Source organism: Psychrobacillus sp. NPDC093180 (genome assembly GCF_044754065.1).
Classification (GTDB): domain Bacteria; phylum Bacillota; class Bacilli; order Bacillales_A; family Planococcaceae; genus Psychrobacillus.
In genome coordinates, this window is record NZ_JBIVOJ010000002.1 from 59,845 (window position 1) to 80,142 (window position 20,298).

The window sequence follows — 20,298 nt, forward strand, 5'->3', positions numbered from 1 at the left end:
AATCTATTAAGGAGTAAATTAAATGTATAAAAAAGTATCTGTTTTGATGACAGTTTATAATGATGGTAATCGTTATCTTGAACAAAGTATTTTAAGTATCCTTAACCAAACTTATCAGGATTTTGAATTTGTTATAGTAAATGATGGTTCAACTGATAATTCGAGTGAGATTATAAATACAAAAGCCAAAAAAGATGAAAGAATAGTATTTGTTAATCGGAGTAAAAATATGGGGAGAAGTTATTCTTTAAATGAAGGACTTTCTAAATGTACAGGAGATTTTATTTTTATTAATGATGCTGATGATATATCTGATGTGCAACGAATTTATACTTCTCTAGACTATTTTGATAAAAATATTAAAGATAAAGACAAGTTTGGTCTTTTGGGTACTGCTTTTAAAACTTATCATACAAATAAAGGTGATAAGACTGACCACTATCTGAAATATGGAATCTTGTTTAAAAATAAATTCCCTATGTGGAGATTATTTATAGGAATGCCTTTTCCACACAGTAGTATTATGTATAGTAAGAAAGCATTGGATAAAGTTGGTGGTTTTTCAACAGAGGTTTCTTCAGGTATTGATTACCTCACTTTATTAAAGATAGCCAATAATAATGCTATTTATGGAATTAATCAAATATTAGTTGAAAGAGTCGTAGATGGTAACAATTTTTTTATGCAAAAAAAAATTTCCGAAATAAATGAAAGAAATAAGGAAATAATCGAGAAATGGGAAAAAGAAAATGTAAAGCTAAGTATTTTTCATGGAATCCCTACAAAAATTTACGATTTTATTAAAAAAACTAAAAAAATATAAATATAGTATAGGAAGCTGTTTTTACTTATTTATTTGAATTGGAAGTTGTAAAGTCAGTTTACTTAATAATAATTGGTTCTACTATTAAGTCACCCTTTAATTAGGGATACAATAAAATAAAGCATATAGAAAAATTGTTTATTCAATATAAATATTTTAAGCATCAGATTTACGAGATAATGTTGGTACAGATTTTAATGCGTGCATCTATCTTACAAATAACCTAAAATATTTTTTTAATAACATCCTTTATATTACTCATTTTATATTCTAATATAGTACATTGCGATTGCTATAGTATTTAAATTAAACAAGTACGTCCAAAATAAAAGTATGTTTTAGTCACAACGTCGACGATAATTTTGACAATACTCAAGTCTTAAATGGATTTTCAAAGTATTGTCTGATTATTTAACTTCGGTGAGTTATTAAGGAGGTACTGTTAATTTTGAAATAATTCTTACTTTTATAAGCTTTTTATTTGCATATTTCTTTAAAGAAAAATTAATTACAATATGTGAACACAATTTTCTGTGCCTTTTTTTTATGTTCTTTCTTCATAGAAACAATTTATTTTTTGGATTTATTTCACAATCACAATTTTAAGGTATAGTATCTATTTAGACATTACAAATATTAGGCATTAGTTTCGGTAAAAAGTGAGGAAAAAGTTATGTTTTGTCAGGGTATTAAACCATGAAACAAAAATCATTAGTTAAAAATGTATTTTATAACTTTATATATACTGGGCTAAACTTTTTATATCCTTTAATCACGGCACCGTATGTATCGAGAGTATTAGGAGCAACAAATCTAGGGAAAGTAAATTTTGCAACAGTTGTTGTAAGCTGGTTTATTTTATTTGCTGTTTTTGGCACAGCAACCTATGGTGTTAGAGAAGTAGCCAAGGTAAGGGACGATAAAAAGGCTTTAAATAAAGTATTTTCAGAAATTTTTATAATTAATGGAGGAATGTCATTAGTTGTAACAATAGTGTATCTATTGGCAATTATTAATTTAGGGGAATTTAAATCTGAACTTCCACTTTTTTCAATTATGGCACTAAGCGTTATTTTGAATATGTTTGCGATTGACTGGTTTTTTCAAGGAATTGAAGAGTATCGTTATATTATGATTCGAAATACAATTATAAAGGTAATTGCCTTAGTATGCATGTTTATATTTGTAAACGAAGCAGATCATTATGTAATGTTTGGTTTAATCAGTGTTTTAGCAACAGGTTTAGGTGGAGTTTTGAATTATCTGTATAGCAGGAGATTTCTCAAACTACAGTTTAATGATATAAATCCTTTAAGACATATTAAACATTTATGGGTGTTTTTTTTCCATACATTTATAGTAAGTATTTATACTAATTTAGATCAAATACTTTTAGGATTTTTGATAGATACAAAATCAGTCGCCTTTATGAATAGAACTAAAGCTATTGTTGGAATGGCAGTTTCTATTTCAACTGCGATTACAAATGTAACTCTTCCTCGTGCATCGTATTACATGAAAACTGATAAATTTAAGTTTAGAAAGCTCTTGGCAGAGGTTCCAAACTATATTTTGTTGATTAGTATCCCTATTGCTATAGGTTGTATATGTTTAGCTTCTAATATTATGTATTTATTAGGTGGAGCTGAATTTTTAGAGGCAACATTTTTGTTACAAGTGGTTGCATTAACAATAATTTTATCACCGCTATCTTCTTATCTTCAGTATCAAGTCTTAGTAGCCTCTGGGAAAGAGAAGTTTGGTTTATATGCTGCAGCCTGGACTAGCATATTAAGTTTAATTTTAAATATAATATTAATTCCTTTAATTGGTCTTCTGGGCGCTGCTATTGTCCAAGTTGTCGCAGAAATCACAGCAGTAGGTATTAGATACTTCTATGCTAAAAAGAAATTGCAATACAGCGATATCCGATTTGTAAATAAGTCATCTATTAGTTATTTTTTTGTAGCTTTACCAATGGGGGGATTGGTTTCATATATAGACTATATTATTAATAATATGCTGGTTTCTTTTGTCGTTAGCACAGTTTTAGGGGGGCTTTTTTATATTATTGTCCTTCTATTAATTAGGGAGAAAGTAGCAATGCAGTTTTTTAAAAAGTTCAAGACTAGGATGGATAAAGGTTAATAGTAATAACTATATTTTAAAGCCTTTAGAAATCAATAATTTAAAAGTAATGGAGATGTATTATATATGAAAATAACAATCGCTGGAACAGGTTATGTAGGGTTATCCAATGCAATATTGCTAGCTCAACATAATGAAGTCATAGCTCTTGATATTATTCAAGAAAAGGTAAATATGATTAATAATAAAAGATCTCCAATAATTGATAACGAGATAGAGGAATATTTAACAACGAAAAAACTAAATTTAACAGCAACTACTGACAATTATAAAGCTTATAAAGATGCTGATTATGTAATAATTTCTACACCCACAAATTATGATTCGGAGAAAAACTATTTTAATACTAGAACAGTTGAAGCGGTTATCGCAAATGTATTATCAATAAACCCAGATGCTATAATGGTAATCAAATCAACAGTTCCAGTTGGTTATACGGAAAAAATAAAAGAGAAATTTGAAACCGACAATATTATTTTCTCTCCTGAATTTTTACGTGAAGGAAAGGCCTTGTATGATAACCTACATCCCTCACGTATAATCGTTGGTGAACAATCTGATAGAGCTCAAGTATTCGCTAACTTATTAGTTAAAGGCGCTATTAAGGAAGATATTCCTGTGTTGTATACAAATTCAACAGAAGCAGAAGCAATTAAACTATTTGCTAACACATACCTTGCGATGAGAGTAGCATTTTTTAATGAGCTCGATTCTTATGCAGAGATAAGGTTATTAGATACTAAACAAATAATTGATGGAGTTGGCTTAGATCCACGTATAGGTAATCATTATAATAATCCTTCTTTCGGATATGGTGGCTACTGCCTACCAAAAGATACAAAACAGATGTTGGCTAACTATGAAGATGTTCCAAATAATATCATGGCAGCTATAGTAGACGCCAATCGAACTAGAAAAGACCATATTGCAGAAAATATCATAAAGAAGAATCCTAAGATTGTTGGTATCTATAGGCTTACTATGAAAATGGATTCAGATAACTTTAGACAATCGGCTATTCAAGGTGTTATGAAGCGTATTAAAGCGAAGGGTATTGAGGTGGTTGTTTATGAGCCTGCCCTTCATGAAGAAACATTCTTTAATTCTAGAATAGTTAATAACTTTGAGGAATTTAAGAATATTTGCGATGTAATCGTTGCAAATCGTATGTCAGAGGATTTACGAGAAGTTGGAGACAAAGTGTATACGAGAGATTTATTTAGTAGAGATTAATATTATACATTATTAAAAATATATTGCAATCTAAAAGAATAGTGGTGAAAATGATGAATATACTAGTTACCGGTGGTGCTGGATATATAGGTTCACATACCTGTATAGCACTTATGGAAGCAGGGCATTCAGTAATTATTGCTGATAATCTTTGTAACAGTAAACGTGAAAACATTGAGAAAATTATGGATGTTGCTGGTAAAGAAGTTACCTTTTACGAAATAAATGTAACGGATGTAGAAGCTGTTGATGCTATTTTTAAAAATTATAAGATTGATGGTGTTGTTCACTTTGCCGGACTTAAGGCAGTAGGTGAATCTATAGAAAAGCCACTAAAATATTATTACAACAATATCGTGAGTACAATGGTTCTTACAAAAGCTTGTAAGAAATATGGTGTGAATAGATTTGTCTTTAGCTCTTCGGCAACAGTCTATGGAAATAATAAAGTACCGTTTGTAGAGACAATGGATCTCTTACCAGCCACTAATCCGTATGGTGAAACAAAAGTCATGAGTGAGCAAATTTTAACTGACATAGCAAATGTAAATCCTACTTTATCGGTATCAATCCTTAGATATTTCAATCCAGCGGGTGCTCATGAAAGTGGATTAATCGGTGAAGCACCTAATGGAATTCCAAATAATCTTATGCCATATGTGACTCAAGTGGCCAAAGGTAAACTTGAGAAATTAAGAGTCTTCGGAAATGATTATCCAACTATTGATGGTACGGGCATAAGAGATTATATCCATGTAGTAGATCTTGCTGAGGGCCATGTTGCTGCACTGGAAAATCTAACTGAAGGTGTTCATATCTATAACTTGGGAACAGGTAAAGGTACTAGTGTACTAGAATTAGTTAGAGCTTTTGAAGAAGCTAATGGTATTGAAGTACCTTATGAAATTGTGGATCGCCGTCCAGGGGATATTGCTTCATGCTATGCCGATGCATCAAAGGCAAAGAGGGAACTAGGCTGGACAGCAAAACGCGATATTATCGCCATGTGCTGGGATTCCTGGCGGTTTGAGAAGAATTATAAAGAATAGAAATGGGAATAACCCGTCTAGATATAATGATTACGTCGGGTTTACCTGAAACTAGGCTAATGTTTTTGTGTTTTTTAGCTTAAATTTGTTTATCGATGCTTAGGATTATAATTTGAGTAAATGGGATTTTCTTACTCGTGTTTTTAAAAAATTATGTTAAAGTTATTGGTTTATTTTGGAATTACAATCCTTTTTGTAGGATTTTAACTATAATAAGAGGGGTAATTCAAAAGAGTTTAGCAAACATAAAAGCTGATATTTCCTCTTTAAACGATAGTAAAACAGAAACGATTTTAGGTTTTTTTAACTCGTCATTTCTCGACGTCTGCTCCACAACAAGTTATATTAATTGGTGAATTAAGAGAGAGGAAGTATTCACATGATTCTCATTGTTGCCGGTGATTGTCAATATAGTTGTCATATTTAGGTAGTTTAGTTGATTTATAATACATATTTTTATAATCTTGTAAACCCTAATTCTGTCAAGGCTAGTGCGCTGTGCTTGCTGGCCTGGTGGTTTGAATGGAAAGGAAGAGCGTTTCTTTCCATTCAAGCCACCAGGGTAAGGAGGAATTACGGGTTAACCAATGCTTCTGTTTTCTCCTCATCTCACATTAGGGGGAGCGCGACTTGTTGAAAGGGTGCCCAGTCTCGTGTCTCCCATGCCCAACGCTCCCGATGCTTTTCTTTTGCCGTTTTATACATTTTTTTTCGTTTTTCTAGTATGTCCACATGTGATCCCTTGTGACAGTGCATAGGTTTATGAAGTTAAGCTCGCTGTGTAAATGAACTTCGTTGTATCTGGGACAATTGAGCTGCCCATCTTCTCGACTCTTCCAGTGATCCGAAACCTTGGTGCGAAAAATTCGGACGATACTTAGTAAGCGTCAAGTAGGTTCTTTCCACAGTTGGTTGAATTGACGGTATATTCTGTTATAATGAAGTGAAAAAAGAATGTAGGAGGGATTGCTTTATGGATGAACTCATCACATTACTTGACGAAAATTTGATATGTACGAGTACGGATATAACTTCAGATTTCATTTATTTTTTTGTGACATCTACTCGAATGGAATGTGTGTGCCCTTTTTGTCAAAGTGTATCCTCTAGAGTCCACTCTCACTATAACCGAATTTTTCAAGATTTGCCGATCCAAGATAAAAAGGTAATTATTACGCTATCTAATCGAAAAATGTTTTGTGATAATCCATCATGTGATCGAACGACATTTGCCGAAACATTTTCTTTTATAGACAATAAAGCGAAGAAAACCCAACGATTGAAAGAAACCATTTTGGAAGTTTCACTGACACAAAGCTCTGTCTCGGCATCGTGTTATCTATCGAAACACGTAGTCGATCTTAAAAAGAGTACAATCTGTAATTATCAAAAAAAAGCGGACTGGTAGTAAATAAAGAGGATATTGAAGCCGTTCGTATCGATGATTTCGCAATGAAAAAGAGAAAGAGTTACGGCACCATCATGGTAGACCTAGCCGATGGTAGGGTCATTGATCTCATAGATTCAAGAGAGAAAGAAGACGTGGTTATCTGGCTCTCTCTATTTCCCGATATAAAATATGTCTCAAGAGATGGCTCTCTTACCTATGCTGCTGCGATTCGGGAAGCTCACCCTGATGCCAATCATATCAGTGATCGATTTCACTTAGTGAAAAATTTGACGGACGCAATCACACTCTACATATATAAAGCTGTAGCCGGACGAATTGTCATTCCAATAACCAAGGAACAGAACGATGAACGAACTGTTAACTAGTAAACTTTCACGACGCACTAAAACCCTCTGGGTCAAGTCCTTGGCATCCCAAGGTTGCACTATACAAGATATCCGATCACAGACAAAATGCAGCCATCAAACGATTCGAAAATATATCAGAATGCGAGAAGAAGACATCCCTAAAGATTCAGATGATCAACGTGGACGTGAACATAATGAAGCAATCCAGAAGACTATGAATAAAGTTAAAGAAGTGAAAGATTTACAGAAAAAAGGATATAGTATTAGAAAAATAGCCGATGAGACAGGCTATACAAAACGCACAATAAAAAATTATTTATCGACCAATTTCAATCCTGTTCATGGTCAATATGGTGTACAGCGTACTGGAAAACTGTCCCCATTTAGAAATGAAGTGGTTGCGTTACGCTCGAAAGGAACAACCTACAAAGAAATCTATACTTACATTTGTATAAAAGGATATACAGGCACAGAAGCTGCAATTAGACAATTCATAGCGAAAGAAAAAAGATTGCAAAGTGATCTGGAAGATGAAATCACCGATGGACCGACGGAAATAGTGGCAAGAAAATGGCTTGTAAAGTTACTTTACAAGCCATTAAATAAAGTGAAAGCAATTTCCCTAGAACAAGTAAAAAACGTTGTCCAGAAGTATCCATTAGTCGGTACATTACTTCGCTTGGTTTGGCGCTTCAAAGAAATTCTGCAATCAGGAGATAAAGAGTTGTTACATGCATGGGTTTCAGAGGCTGCAGCCCTTGACTTAAATGAATTGACTAGTTTTCTCAATGGCATAAAAAAGGATATCGATGCGGTTGAAAATGCATGCACGTTACCCTATAATAACGGATTAGCTGAAGGCAGTGTAAATAAATTAAAAACCATTAAACGTATCATGTATGGCAGAAACAGTTTTGAACTTCTACGGAATAAACTATTATTGCTCGAATCCCGTAAATTCAACTAACGATGGAAAGAACCTATTTGACGCTTACGATACTTAAGTGTTCGAAACATCGATTGTGAATATGGGTTATCATTATTGACCCCCGGTCTTAAAAAGGTGATTTGAATGCCCAGTTTCTCTAGTAACACTAGGAATGTTCAGCTTTCATCGGACTACCATTGTCAGTATGTAACATGAGTGGTGCTCCTTGAATCCTTTCCTTGATCACCGCTTTTTTCACGAGTGCTTCCGCATTTTTGGATTCTTCTGTTTTCCATACTTCCCAGCCAACTGCTTTTTTACTAAATAAGTCCAAAATCAGATCCATCTGTTAACTAATCATGCTATTAAGTTCTTGTCGGAATACACTTGGAAACAAGTTGCTAAACAACGTGGTAGGGTTTTGAGGTAACTTACTTATCTCGTTATAAATTTAAAAAGGGTTTATAAATTCTCTATTTCACTTTCATTATTGTGGTAAAATATATCAAAAAGGAAATGGAGAATTATTATATGACAGCGTCGCGCATAAGAGATAGTAGTAAAGGTATAAAAAACGAAAGTTTTGCCCTATTTATGTTAAATCTTAGTATTCTTACTACAGTAGTCTTACAATTCTTTATTGAATCAGGGATATATCCATTGTTAAGGATATCTCTTTATTTAATTTTTATTTTGACACTTCTATCAATAATAAGCGCTAATCCGAGTTTTACAAGAAACTCTTTTCTAAATTTTTATACCATAGTAATTTACCTTTCTGTAATTTTCTTTTTATTAATTAGTTTTTTTAAAAGCGAATTAATTTTAGGAGCCTTAATTGAATTTGCAATGCCTTTTGTTATATTGTATATGGGGTTTAAGAGTAATGCTAATAGAAATCAAATGAGTAAGTTAATTTTACGGTATATGATTTCAGTAACTGTTCTTGGGGTTTTTGTAGTGTTTTTTTATGGAAGTGGCTTTCAAATATCGGGACAATACTACTTTTCATCAAAAAATCAGGTGGGACCTTTTATTGCTAGTGTTGCAATGGTGTCCTTAATTAGCTTTTTCGGCAGGAGTTATAAAACCAATTTGATAATAAATAAAAATGTATTGATTATTATTTTTATAATTAATATTGCCAGCTTGCTTGCATTGAGAAATAGGTCAGGGATTGTGGCATTAGGAGTTTGTTTATTAGTATTTTTGCTATCTAAAATAAAGATGAAAAAGCGATTTAATAAGGGCATCTTACTTATGCCAATCACGATTATTGTTTTATCTACAATTGTGATAAACACAAATATATTTGATCCTGTTGTTGATACACTTTATCGCTCATTTTTTCTGAATTACGATACATCAGATCTAAACTCTTTAAGTGCGGGTAGGGCAGATGTATATATGAACGTTTTACAGTTTTTAAAAACTTCACCTTTTTTTGGAGAACTATATTTATCCTCAAATATTTTTGAAACACCACATAATTACTTACTGAATTCATGGTTGAACTACGGATTACTAGGGGTACTTCCAATAACAATCTTTTATATTTATCTTTGGGTATTCGTTATATTTAAAATTGTTATTAAGAAAAAGCATGATTTGAGTTTATATCTAATTTTGTTTATGGTAGTTATTAGTATATTTGAATATACTTATCCATTTGGACCATTAACTACAGTTTCAATATCATGGCTTTTGCTTGGTTATTACCTTAAAAATAATAATAATTCCACACGATTGGATCAAACTGCGAAGTAGAGTATTATCAAAATTATCAATTTAAAGCCTATTAAAAACAGATGATACGTCGAAGTTAGAGTAATGGAGAAACATTTACTAAATTTAATTTGAGAATGCTTGTCAAAAACAAGGAGGTTCTAAAGGTGAAAAATGAACTGATTATGTTAAAAAATACAGCCATTTCATATTTTAGAGTGTGAAGACGTTGTTCGGAATGTCCATAATCTAAAAGCCGATTGCAGTGATGAAGAATTAGTTGATTTGGACGTTTCATTAACAGTCTCTACATTACGTAGCCTTATTGTTGAGAGATATTTCCCAAAGGATGTAAATTATGAAGACTATGATAATATGAATATTGCATCCCAAATGAGCCAGTAGTGCGTTAAATTAAGCCCGTCGATTGCGGAGAATAAAGCCATGCTTTGCGTACATAAAAGCCGGCTACTCGAATTAGGTTAGAATCTTACTTACAATGAGTGTACTGAGGTATACGTCATCGAAGTTAGGCTTTATATCGAGCAGCGGGCATGATAGCCTCGTTTGGCAGGACCAGCTAGATTAAGCTGGTTCTCTGGCGCAAGTTTCATGCCCACAGAGGCTCGACGTCAAGCCATCCGAGCTTAACGATAGCCCATTAAAAGATGAACAAAACCCATATAAAAGGTAAAATGGTACTCTTCTTGCATCTAGTGGCTCAATCTGTCCTTAATACTCACTGATATTGAATTTTAGTGAGCTTGACCACAATAGCATGGCCATGCTGTAGGTATTGAAGGTAAGCCCGAAATATAAAAAATCACACCTATACGGTGTGCATCACGAATAGCCCTGACATTAGATTTTTTTCTTCGAATGTAGGGCTATCTTTGCTTTCCACATGAAAGCAGGATGTTTTTTGACCATGGCAGATAGTCGTCCAATATCTCTGGCATCTGCTGAAAATTCAGGTTCGGCAAATCCGTCAACAGCTTTTTGAGATAGGCATAGAAATCAACCCCATGAATTTTAGCCGTTTCTGCGAGGCTTAAACAAATGGCGTTCGCTTGCGCGCCCGCTTCACTGACCGAGAATAGCCAATTCCTTCGACCAATCACATTGGGGCGGATGGCATTTTCGGCGGGATTATTATCGATTTCAATTCGGCCGTCATTTAAGAAAGCCTTCAATCCTTCCCCACGGTTCAGCGTATAGTCCGCTGCAGTGGCAAGCGCACTTTTCCCATAGAATGGGGACTGTTCCACCCATTGGAGGAATTCCTCAACAATCGGCTTCGAATACTTTCTTCTCATTTTTCGCCGTTTGCCGGGAGGCAAATGTTTGAACTTCCGTTCAAGCCGATAAAGCTTATCGCAATATTCTACGCCAATCCGACCATTCTTACTGTCAGCTTTGAGCCAGTATCGGCGTACATGCGCATAGCAGTTGGCAAAAGTAACGCCCTCCAGATTGCCATAGGCAGAAGAATAGCCATCGCAAATGATGGTTCCTTTGAAGCCGTGAGTGAAGTTTTTCAATACTTAACGGGAACGCGATAGGGAACTTTGAAAAAGGACCATTTCAGGTCCTTGGACCGGTAAAGTCCGACATACCCAATTATAAGCGTTCTTCTGGCCAGATTTTCCGTCTGATCTGTGAATTACCTGGGCGTACGTTTCATCAACATGCAGTACGTTCTTACACTTCAACAGACTTTTCATCCGCTCATATATAGGCGACAACCATTTATCAGCCGCAGAAATCACCCAATTGGACAAGTTTTTGTCATTAGTCATCAGTCCATGGCGTTCCCATTCCTTTACCTGGCGGTAAAGGGGTAAATATTGAATGAATTTATCATAGATGACTTTGGCTAAGACGGTGGGACCAGCAATGCTTCGTTGAATAGGTGGCTGTGGAGCCTTGCCGCGAATGATTTGGGCTGGTAGGGATACATCACGTTTACAGTGTGTACATTCATAGGAATGTTCCATATGCTGTACTTTCTTCATTTTCGCAGGGATGAATACCGCTTCTTCCCGTATCACCGTTCCGCTGATTTCTTTCATTTGGTGACTGCAACAGGCACACTCTATACTTTCCGGATGATAATGGATGACTTCAGTTTCGATGTCATCCCGCATGAGATCATTACGTTTTTTTCTTTGGACTTTACGGACAACAGTATAGGAAATCGTCTGTTGGCTTTGTACCTCTGTGTGCTCAGAGTCAGTAAAAGAAGGATCATCCTCAAAAAGTGACCCTTGCCCGTCGGGCGCATTGTACTTGGATTTCTCTGTTTTAGATCCATACAAAAGCTTGGTAAGATTCTGCACTTGGTGGGTGAGCGATTCGATTTGTCTAGAGAGTTGCTGGTTCTGCTGATTTGCGACAGACAATTGTCCCTCCAATAATTGAATGATCTTTTCGGTTGAAGATTCGTTTGCCATTTCACTCACCTCTTTCCGTTCTGTCTTATTTCTTCTATTATATATAGTTCGAAGAACGGATGAAAGATTAAATTTAGAATGCTCCTTGTAGTGATGGCTGAATCGCTTTCGGCTGTTGAATAGACAAACCTTCCAGCAGCCTTATGCCGACTAAAAAATTATTCCGATTTTTAATACTCAGCTAAAACTTTTATTAGGTTGATGCTGAAATTGGTCGGTATAATTAATATTTTATACCTCTTTTGGGAAAAATGTGATATCAGGATTTTTCCTGATAGTCACATTGGAAGAGAGGTAATTCAAATGGATATTTATTATCCCAAAGACAAAGTTTCATCTGAGATTTTAATGGGTGATTTTATTACACTATTTGAGGATGAGATGAAAAAGCTTAATTATTATCCTAGTACTATCTATACCAGAATTTTAATGATCAGAAGGGCTTTTTCAGGCAGTTCACGTGATAAGGAAATGTATTCATCAGATAAACTTTATGGTTGGCTCAATATGCAAAAAGTTAGACTTGATGCCTGCGAACTATCACATGATCGATATCTGTATATGCAGAATACAGTTGATTTGTGTGAAGAGTTATATCATACCGGTATGCTAGTACGGATGGGTAGGCACAGAAAATACGAGAAGTATATTCCTAAATGTTATAAAAAGCTTCACAAAGAATTTTTACAGAGCCTTTCCGGTCATATGATACACAGAACATTAATGGGATATGAGTTAAACAGTAGACAGCTTTGGATATATTTAGAGGAAAATGGAATATTGAATATTGCAGATATTACTCGTATATGTATCGAAGAATTTTTATCGGATGCAAAAAATAAAAAAGATAGTATTGATAAGAATGTTCTTATGCTCAAAAGACTGTTTGCTTTTCTAAATGCAGAAGGATATATAAAACTAGAAATAGATTTCAATATGCTGAAACCAGCGGGAAGACGCAAACCAGTGCTTCCGCATTTTTCGCAGGAAGAAGTTTCTAGCATACTGGCATCAATTGATACTTCAACTGGAAATGGTAAACGTGACTACGCAATTATTGTTCTTGCTGTTTACACTGGACTACGATCCTCTGATATATACAACCTGAAGTTACAAGACATAGACTGGATTAATAATGATATAAAGTTGAAACAAGTGAAAACAGGAAATACCTTGGTATTACCATTGAGTGCTTTTGCTGGAAATGCAATGGCAGATTATATATTGAATGGTAGACCAAATGTAGATGAAGACTGGATATTCCTAAGAAATGTTCCTCCCTACACAAAGCTCGAAGGGCATTCGTCTGGTAATACCATGATGAAAAGATATCTTACCAAAATGGGGAAAGATCTTGAGAACACTGGCAAGTCATTTCATGCATTACGAAGAAGCGTGGGATCGTGGATGTCCAGAGAATGTACTCCACTGCCCGTCATAGCCGAGTTTTTAGGACATACAAATACAGAAGCCACTAAAAGCTATTTATCATATAACATAGAAAGTATGAAGAAATGCTGCCTTGGATTGGATGGTATTCCTGTCCTAAAAGATGGATTATCATGAATTATGAATATACAAGTAAGTTTTCAACTATAATCACAAATATGTTTAAGTTCAGAGAATCTATGGGCTATAACCGCTATTCCTATTCTTCTGAACTTTATAATTTTGATCAGTTCTGTTCTTTGAAATACCCCAATTTGGATACTTTGACAAAAGAACTGGTAATGGAATGGGCTATGAAAAGAGAAACAGAAAGCGTAAACATGCATAAGCATAGGCAGATTACAATCCGACAATTAGGAAAGTATATGAACTTTTCCGGAAAAAATGCATATATATTACCCTCTGATTTAATTGGAGACTATGAACCATATACACCGTATATATTTACCGACGAGGAAGTTACAATTTTCTTCCGCACCATAGATAACATTAAACATAATAACGGTACCCCGTTTACTGAATATACAGTACCAGTATTTTTTAGGGTGGCTTAAGGGTGCGGACTTCGTCCTAATGAACTACGAGATCTTAGGAGATATGATGTTAACCTAAATGAAGGAACTATTTTTATTTACAATTCAAAATCAAAAAGAGATCGCTTAATTAGTATGACGGAAGATTTGAATGAAGTATGCAAAAAATATGATCAGATAGCCGATAAACTATTTCCTAACAGACAATGGTTTCTTCATATGTCAATAAAAGATAGTTATAGGAGAAGATGGATATCAAACCAACTCAAAAAATATTGGAAAGAGGCAGGACTAGATAAAAAAACAGGAACAACTCCAAGGGTATATGATTTTCGTCATAATTATGCAACCAGAATAATAATGCAATGGCTTGATGCAGGAGAGGATGTTACTGCACTTCTACCTTATCTTAGTTCATTCATGGGACATGTTGAATTTCAAAGCACTTACTACTACATTCATCTGCTTCCAGAAGGTTTGAGAAAAAATAGAAACTTTGACTGGAATAAATTTAATTCCTTAATACCGGAGGTATCGTGTGATGACTAAAGTTGCTTCTATGAAGTTTTTTGAATATGCACGTAAATATCTGACAGAATTCATGCCAAGGCATAGAAATCTTAGTGAAAATACTATACAGTCAAACAGAGATTCCCTGAATTTACTTATAGATTACGCTACTAAACAGCTTGAAATTCCACTGAAAAAGATTGAGGTTAAAACCTTTCAAGATATCAAGATCACTACAGGATTTCTTGATTGGCTTAAAGAAGACCGTAATTGCGGAAATTCAACAATTAATCAAAGGCTTTCTTGCATAAGGAGTTTTTTAAAATACATCGCCTACGAAGATGTAACTTATGCATCAATATACAGTATGCTACTTACCATACCACAAAGAAAGGTCGATAAAAACAAAACCATTGAGTTCATGTCGGAAGATGCACTCAAAGCAATACTCTCCTGTCCTGACACTAAATCAAATAAAAACGGACTCAGGGACTGTTTTTACATGTCATTAATGTATGATTCGGCAGCTCGTAACAGTGAAATGTTATCAATCAAAATGAAAGATGTTATAAACAATAACACTCCCTATATCTTTGTAAACGGGAAAGGACGAAAGAAACGAACTATTCCTTTGATGCATAAAACTATGGAGATTTACAGGACATATTTAAAGAAATTTCACAGTAGTTATAATCCAGAGGATTATTTATTCTATGTTATACATCGTGGTGAAAAAATGAAGATGTCAGATGATAATGTTGCCAAATTCATAAGTAAATATGCTAAACAAGCACGGGATAAATGTTCAAAAGTCCCTTGTAAAGTTCATCCTCATATGTTTAGAAGAAGTAGAGCAATGCATTTGTACAGAAGCGGTATGCCATTACCACTACTTTCGGAATTCCTTGGACATGAGGATCCTGAAACAACTTTGATCTATGCTTCAGCAGATACCGAAATGAAAAGAAAAGCTATAGAAAAAGCAACCATTAACCTTGATATTAATAATGAAATGCTTGTCCCCCTATGGAAAGATGATGATGAAATGATACGTAAGTTGTATGGATTAAAATGATTTTGAAATGAGAGAATTATTCCGACTAATAAAAAGGTAACTATCTTAAGTATGTAGATGTTAGAAAAAAGTCGGGATAATTTTTTAGTCGGCATAAGGCTGCTTATTCAGAATTCCAGATAAGCAACCAGCGTAGCTCCTGCTGCGTCAAATTCTTTACTTAACGTTCATTTCTTGGCCATTGTAGGGTTCCACTATCCAATCGCTTATACAACACGGCGAAGCCGTTCCCATCGAAATAAAGGCATTTATACCGGTCCTTTTTCAATCCTGCGAACATGAAAATGGAATCGCTGTACGGATCAAGCTCGAAAGAGTCTTGAATAAGCGTAGCCAGACCGTCAATTCCTTTTCTCATATCTGTTTTCCCACAGATGATGTAGATGTTTTTAACTTCTGTATAGTCCTGCCTCATCGATTGATCAGCTCCCTTATGACAATCTGGATGAGGCGCTCTTCCACGCCATTCTGGAAAGTGACTTCGGCATTTCCAATCTTGATAGAACAAGAGCCGAAGGAAGTAAAAGAAGCGGCCGGTAGATTTGTTTCGGAGGCTGGATCTAAACTTACGGGGACTATCATCAATGGTTTTTGTGACATTAGAAAAGCACCTCCTTCAAGTTGATAAATCAATCATACTAAGAGATGCTTTTTAAAAATATGCGTTATTTGATTGGGGGCTTACTATTGAAGGCACTTGTTCTCGTTTTGCCTTTCCTTTGACGCTTACCTTCCAACTTGTCGTCGGCAGAATAACCATCGCAAACAATACTGACCCCTTTACCTGCCGGTAAAGAGGTCAGTATTGTACAAATTTATCATAGATGACTATGGCAAGGACGTTAGGGCTTGCGATGCTATGTTGAATGGTAGATCACCCTTGTAGTGTATACATTCATACGCATACTCAAAATGCTGTACTTTCATTATTTTAGCAGGTATACATTTGGCTTCTTCACGCCCAAGGATATGACCGATTTTCGTCATTTGATATTGGGAACAGTCGTAGTTTGTACGTGTGGGAAGATAGTGCATCGTCTCTATTTTCACATCATCAGGCAACGAATCATTTCTTTTTTTCTTTTGAATGTTTCGTACAACAGTATAAGAAACGGTCTGCTGGCTTTGTTCTTCTGTGTACTCAGAATCAGTAAAAGACGAGTCATCATCAAATAATGACCCTTGCCGTCGGGCACATTGTATTTGGTTTTATCTGATTGAGATCCATATAGAATCTTTGTTAATTGGTGAAGTAAGTTGTTCGGCTAGCGCTTCATTTTGCTTCAAAGTTTCACCCAACTTTTTTGAAAGCTCTAGGTTCTGTTGATTCGAATAAGCCGGTTGCTCTTCAAGTAGTCGAATTAATTTTTCATTTGAAGAAGATACGTTTGCCAAGTCTTTCACCACTTTCCATTTTATTTCGTTCTTCTTATTATAACGAATTTTGATAATGGAAGAAAGATGAAAATCAAAAAATTAAAATACATATTTTGAAGATGGTTGAATCGCCTTTGGCTGCTGAATGGATAAGCTATTAAGAAGCCAACGAAGCTCCTTCTGTGAAAGATTACGCGCGTCTAGGCCATTGTAGTTTGCCGGTATCCAAACGTTTATAAAGCATGACTAAGCCATCTCGATCAAATTACAAACAATTTATACTGTTCTTTACTCCATTCAGCGAATAAGAAAATGGAATCGCTATAGGGATCTAGCTCAAAAGAATCTTGAATTAACGTAGCCAATCCATCAATTCCTTTCCGCATATGCGTTTTCCCACAAACGATGTAAATGTTTTTTCGCTTGTACAATCCTGTTTCATAGATGTTTCAACTCCCTCATAACGGTTTGAATGATACGCTGATCTATGCCACTGTTGAAGGGGATTGCCGCATGTGCCATTTTGATCGAGCAAATTTTTGTGGTGGAAGAAGATTTTAAAGAATTATTGGGTAAAACGGTAATAAAAATGGATAAAGCTTTTTTAAAGTAAAATTGAGAACTTGTTTTAACTATAAAATAGATGATATCTATCCTTTAATATCATGCGTGTTGATTAACTAAATTTATCCAGCAATTCCATAGACGATTAGCCTATTTCTTGTGATTTCTTGTAGTACGAGTTTCCATTCATTTTGCATGGTATCGCAAAGAAGCATACGTAAAAAACCTGCAAATGACAGGGTTTTGCAAAAAGGTTGTTTATTTCCTTGTGTGTGTAACCACTTGAGAATAACGTAAGCGGTTGGCTGCGAAAAGCTGATTGAACACCGCATTTTCGGTCGTACCAAACAACACTGGCCCATTCAAATTTTGTTTGATCCAGCGGAAAAAGCTTTCGATGCCCCAGCGAGATTTGTACATATCGGCAATTTCTTGGGCTGTTATGTTTCGTAAGCTCGTTATCACACGAATCATATCACCGTCGTGGTCTAAAAACTCCACGACCCGATGTCGTTTTTCGGTTTGTTTTGGTGTTAGACCAATGATACAGGTGAAATCTGCCACGACATTCGATCCTTCTGGACGTGTTCCCGTCAGTGACTTTTTACTGTGAAGTGTAATATTTTCTTTTAAACGGGGTACAAAGTCCTGTTTTTCTTTTACGTAACGATCGACCTTTTCAATAGGAAAATAGGCACGGTCACCAACCAGGATGAAGCGTGGATCTTCTAACTCAATGCCAATCGGACCATCATGCTTTAAACCAGTTGTTTCGATGATTTTAAGAGGCATACCCTTAGCGTTTGTGTAACATACATGTAATTTAATGCCTGCTTTTTGACCATGATATAGTGCCCAGGGTAAACGTGTTTTGCCAACTGTCACTGTTGTTGAATCTACCAAAAGCATTTGTTTTTTCGGCAGATTAATACTTCGACGTGCAGCACGATTGAGCTTCTTCACAATCACATCGAAAATGCGTTTCATAATGGCATAATCCAATGCTTTCATATGCTTGGAGAGAGAAGAGTGATCGACGGAAATTAATCCTGCACTCGAACCTACATCAGCTGCGTGACGCAAGCTTTTCCATTCATTCGCTGTTGCATGAATTAGGTACGAAAGCAAAACATACGTCGTACATTTACGCGCAGTTTCGATATGATTGAATTCCTGTAAAATCGTTTCTAACTCCTCTTTTGAAAGAAATTTTTGAATTAATTGAAGAGAAATGGTATGCTTTTTCATGAAAGATGCCTCTTTTCGTTAATGTTTGTGTCGTAACTAACATTTTACAAGAAGCATCTCTCTTTTTGTATTTAATTTTTGGTAAAAACTAGCTAATCAACACGCATGCTTTAATATGTTACTTTAACAAAACAGGTTTTTTCACTTTTCTACATGCCCATAAAAAGGGTCTCAAAGGAAAATATAAAAAGTGCATATATTTGGGTAATGGTAACATTAATGCGTCTGTTGAAGAAGGATATAACTTACTTATCGTTTTTAAACATCTTGATTGTATGGTATTGAATGATAATAGATAGTGCTTATGGAATTGAGTGATATCTTTGGAAACAGTGGGTGAATGTAAGTTCTCCATTCTCTTTAAATAAAAGATGGCTTTTTGAGCTAATGGATAAGCTTGTTTATTATTTATCAATACATGTAAATCATTGGTCAATTTCGTTCCAAATAACTGGGAAGCTAATATAAGCGCTTGTCCAGCGTGAGGTTCATGATGATTTTTTTTGCACAATGCATACACTAAATCCCAATTTAGAGACTGTTTCATGATTTGGTGAATATCATGTAACCACCGTAAGCGAAACCAACCATGTCTTGCTCCATGGACAACAAGGAAATGAAATAAATCCTCTTTACCTAAATAATTGATTGGTGATGCTGTCATATTATTTTCTCTTCTTCGACTCCATAGATCTTGAAAGCTTGTTTCTCTTGCGGGACCTGGATGAAGTCGCCAATGTACCTCCACAGTAATTTGTTTATAAGGATGAAAATATGTAACATGGTGACTTCTAAATTTCCAATCATTTAAAATTCTATCAAAATTGTCTTCTCTCTTATATCCTTGTAACACTAATAATTGTTCTACTTCATCAATTTGATTAATCGGAATTAAAAAATCAATATCCTTAGATGTACGAAGGGAAAAGCCCCCATATAGATCTTCTGCAAGGATTGGTCCTTTCAAAAAAATAGATTTTATACGTTTTTCATAAAGGAGATTATTAATAGAAGACATCTCTCTACTCAATTGAAGCATTTTAAAGGTATTTTGTTGATATAGTTCTTTAAAAGATTGTAAAACAAAATTAGGAAATAGTGGTTCGTCAAGTTGCTTTAATTTATTGTATAGCACTGGATAGAGACGATGATGAATTGCATAATCCATGAATAATTGCCAATCTAAATTGCTATATAATAGACGATTCTTTTTTTGAAATTGCCCCTTGTTGTCATCTTCCAATAATTCCAAAATAAAAAGAATTTCTTTCGGTACTTTAGATAGGTTAAGTTTGTTCTCCATAATTTTCTCCCTTAGTTTTAAAGAATTTGGTCCTAATGTAAATCCATCGATTCCTTCAGAAGCGGATGTTGTATATAAGGTTCATATAAAATCGCAAACCTGTGTTAGAAATTACGTGGTGT

19 protein-coding genes and 3 pseudogenes are annotated in these 20,298 nt (G+C 34.8%); 14 read left to right on the forward strand and 8 right to left on the reverse strand.

Annotation, left to right across the window (positions count from 1 at the left end; translation table 11 throughout):
• Positions 1-22: 22 nt before the first annotated feature.
• From ACIP9W_RS03445 to ACIP9W_RS03480, 8 genes and pseudogenes are all read left to right on the forward strand, one after another.
• Positions 23-823 carry a glycosyltransferase family 2 protein gene (locus tag ACIP9W_RS03445; protein ID WP_400786062.1) on the forward strand — a complete coding sequence of 267 codons (801 nt, stop codon included), beginning with the start codon at positions 23-25 and terminating at the stop codon, positions 821-823.
• A 696-nt stretch (positions 824-1,519) separates the two neighbouring features.
• Positions 1,520-2,971 carry an oligosaccharide flippase family protein gene (locus ACIP9W_RS03450; RefSeq protein WP_400786065.1) on the forward strand — a complete coding sequence of 484 codons (1,452 nt, stop codon included), beginning with the start codon at positions 1,520-1,522 and terminating at the stop codon, positions 2,969-2,971.
• Between the two features lie 66 nt (positions 2,972-3,037).
• Complete coding sequence (locus ACIP9W_RS03455) at positions 3,038-4,204, forward strand: nucleotide sugar dehydrogenase (protein ID WP_400786067.1); 1,167 nt, start codon at positions 3,038-3,040, stop codon at positions 4,202-4,204.
• Between the two features lie 53 nt (positions 4,205-4,257).
• Positions 4,258-5,253 (forward strand): UDP-glucose 4-epimerase GalE, encoded by a 996-nt coding sequence (gene galE, locus ACIP9W_RS03460; RefSeq protein ID WP_400786861.1) that lies wholly within the window; start codon positions 4,258-4,260, stop codon positions 5,251-5,253.
• Between the two features lie 224 nt (positions 5,254-5,477).
• Positions 5,478-5,646, forward strand: a pseudogene (locus ACIP9W_RS03465) (IS1595-like element ISSpps1 family transposase); the annotation flags it as partial.
• A gap of 676 nt (positions 5,647-6,322) precedes the next feature.
• Positions 6,323-6,661 (forward strand): transposase family protein, encoded by a 339-nt coding sequence (locus ACIP9W_RS03470; protein ID WP_400786863.1) that lies wholly within the window; start codon positions 6,323-6,325, stop codon positions 6,659-6,661.
• 29 nt (positions 6,662-6,690) lie between these two features.
• Entirely contained in the window at positions 6,691-7,029 is a 339-nt protein-coding gene (locus tag ACIP9W_RS03475; protein ID WP_400786866.1) for a transposase, read from the forward strand.
• 121 nt (positions 7,030-7,150) lie between these two features.
• Positions 7,151-7,978 (forward strand): transposase, encoded by an 828-nt coding sequence (locus ACIP9W_RS03480; RefSeq protein WP_400786069.1) that lies wholly within the window; start codon positions 7,151-7,153, stop codon positions 7,976-7,978.
• 127 nt (positions 7,979-8,105) lie between these two features.
• On the opposite strand, the gene ACIP9W_RS03485 is transcribed toward ACIP9W_RS03480, so the two are convergent.
• On the reverse strand, positions 8,106-8,273 hold the full coding sequence (locus ACIP9W_RS03485; RefSeq protein WP_400786071.1) for a DDE-type integrase/transposase/recombinase: 168 nt from the start codon (positions 8,271-8,273) through the stop codon (positions 8,106-8,108).
• Positions 8,274-8,470: 197 nt separating this feature from the next.
• Between ACIP9W_RS03485 and ACIP9W_RS03490 the strand changes: the two genes are divergently transcribed.
• Positions 8,471-9,706 (forward strand): O-antigen ligase family protein, encoded by a 1,236-nt coding sequence (locus ACIP9W_RS03490; protein ID WP_400786073.1) that lies wholly within the window; start codon positions 8,471-8,473, stop codon positions 9,704-9,706.
• Positions 9,707-10,551: 845 nt separating this feature from the next.
• On the opposite strand, the pseudogene tnpC reads toward ACIP9W_RS03490, so the two are convergent.
• Positions 10,552-12,117: pseudogene (tnpC, locus tag ACIP9W_RS03500) on the reverse strand (IS66 family transposase).
• Positions 12,118-12,420: 303 nt separating this feature from the next.
• Here tnpC and ACIP9W_RS03505 point away from each other — a divergent pair.
• From ACIP9W_RS03505 to ACIP9W_RS03520, 4 genes and pseudogenes are all read left to right on the forward strand, one after another.
• On the forward strand, positions 12,421-13,683 hold the full coding sequence (locus ACIP9W_RS03505; protein ID WP_400786075.1) for a site-specific integrase: 1,263 nt from the start codon (positions 12,421-12,423) through the stop codon (positions 13,681-13,683).
• Positions 13,680-14,120 (forward strand): hypothetical protein, encoded by a 441-nt coding sequence (locus tag ACIP9W_RS03510; RefSeq protein ID WP_400786077.1) that lies wholly within the window; start codon positions 13,680-13,682, stop codon positions 14,118-14,120. The genes ACIP9W_RS03505 and ACIP9W_RS03510 overlap by 4 nt, the downstream gene beginning before the upstream one ends.
• A 15-nt stretch (positions 14,121-14,135) precedes the next feature.
• Positions 14,136-14,648 (forward strand): annotated as a pseudogene (locus ACIP9W_RS03515) (tyrosine-type recombinase/integrase); the annotation flags it as partial.
• A complete protein-coding gene (locus ACIP9W_RS03520; RefSeq protein WP_400786079.1) occupies positions 14,641-15,684 on the forward strand; it encodes a tyrosine-type recombinase/integrase in 1,044 nt (347 codons plus the stop codon). The pseudogene ACIP9W_RS03515 and the gene ACIP9W_RS03520, both read left to right, overlap by 8 nt.
• A 160-nt stretch (positions 15,685-15,844) precedes the next feature.
• Here ACIP9W_RS03520 and tnpB (ACIP9W_RS03525) read toward each other — a convergent pair whose 3' ends face one another.
• From tnpB (ACIP9W_RS03525) to tnpB (ACIP9W_RS03540), 4 genes are all read right to left on the reverse strand, one after another.
• Complete coding sequence (gene tnpB, locus ACIP9W_RS03525) at positions 15,845-16,099, reverse strand: IS66 family insertion sequence element accessory protein TnpB (protein WP_400786081.1); 255 nt, start codon at positions 16,097-16,099, stop codon at positions 15,845-15,847.
• Positions 16,096-16,284 (reverse strand): hypothetical protein, encoded by a 189-nt coding sequence (locus ACIP9W_RS03530; RefSeq protein WP_400786084.1) that lies wholly within the window; start codon positions 16,282-16,284, stop codon positions 16,096-16,098. Before ACIP9W_RS03530 ends, tnpB (ACIP9W_RS03525) begins: the two co-directional genes overlap by 4 nt.
• A gap of 609 nt (positions 16,285-16,893) precedes the next feature.
• Positions 16,894-17,079 carry a hypothetical protein gene (locus ACIP9W_RS03535; RefSeq protein ID WP_400786085.1) on the reverse strand — a complete coding sequence of 62 codons (186 nt, stop codon included), beginning with the start codon at positions 17,077-17,079 and terminating at the stop codon, positions 16,894-16,896.
• Positions 17,080-17,321: 242 nt separating this feature from the next.
• The gene (gene tnpB / locus ACIP9W_RS03540) at positions 17,322-17,492 is read right to left on the reverse strand and encodes an IS66 family insertion sequence element accessory protein TnpB (RefSeq protein ID WP_400786088.1); all 171 of its coding nucleotides are present in this window, start codon (positions 17,490-17,492) and stop codon (positions 17,322-17,324) included.
• Positions 17,493-17,548: 56 nt separating this feature from the next.
• Here tnpB (ACIP9W_RS03540) and ACIP9W_RS03545 point away from each other — a divergent pair, with 56 nt between their 5' ends.
• On the forward strand, positions 17,549-17,674 hold the full coding sequence (locus ACIP9W_RS03545; protein WP_400786090.1) for a hypothetical protein: 126 nt from the start codon (positions 17,549-17,551) through the stop codon (positions 17,672-17,674).
• 209 nt (positions 17,675-17,883) lie between these two features.
• Here the strand turns inward: ACIP9W_RS03545 and ACIP9W_RS03550 are convergent, their stop codons facing one another.
• Positions 17,884-18,873, reverse strand: a complete 990-nt coding sequence (locus ACIP9W_RS03550; RefSeq protein ID WP_400786092.1) for an IS4 family transposase — start codon at positions 18,871-18,873, stop codon at positions 17,884-17,886.
• 118 nt (positions 18,874-18,991) lie between these two features.
• Positions 18,992-20,176: a nucleotidyltransferase domain-containing protein gene (locus ACIP9W_RS03555; RefSeq protein WP_400786094.1), complete on the reverse strand. Its 1,185-nt coding sequence runs from the start codon at positions 20,174-20,176 to the stop codon at positions 18,992-18,994.
• Between the last annotated feature and the right edge of the window lie 122 nt (positions 20,177-20,298).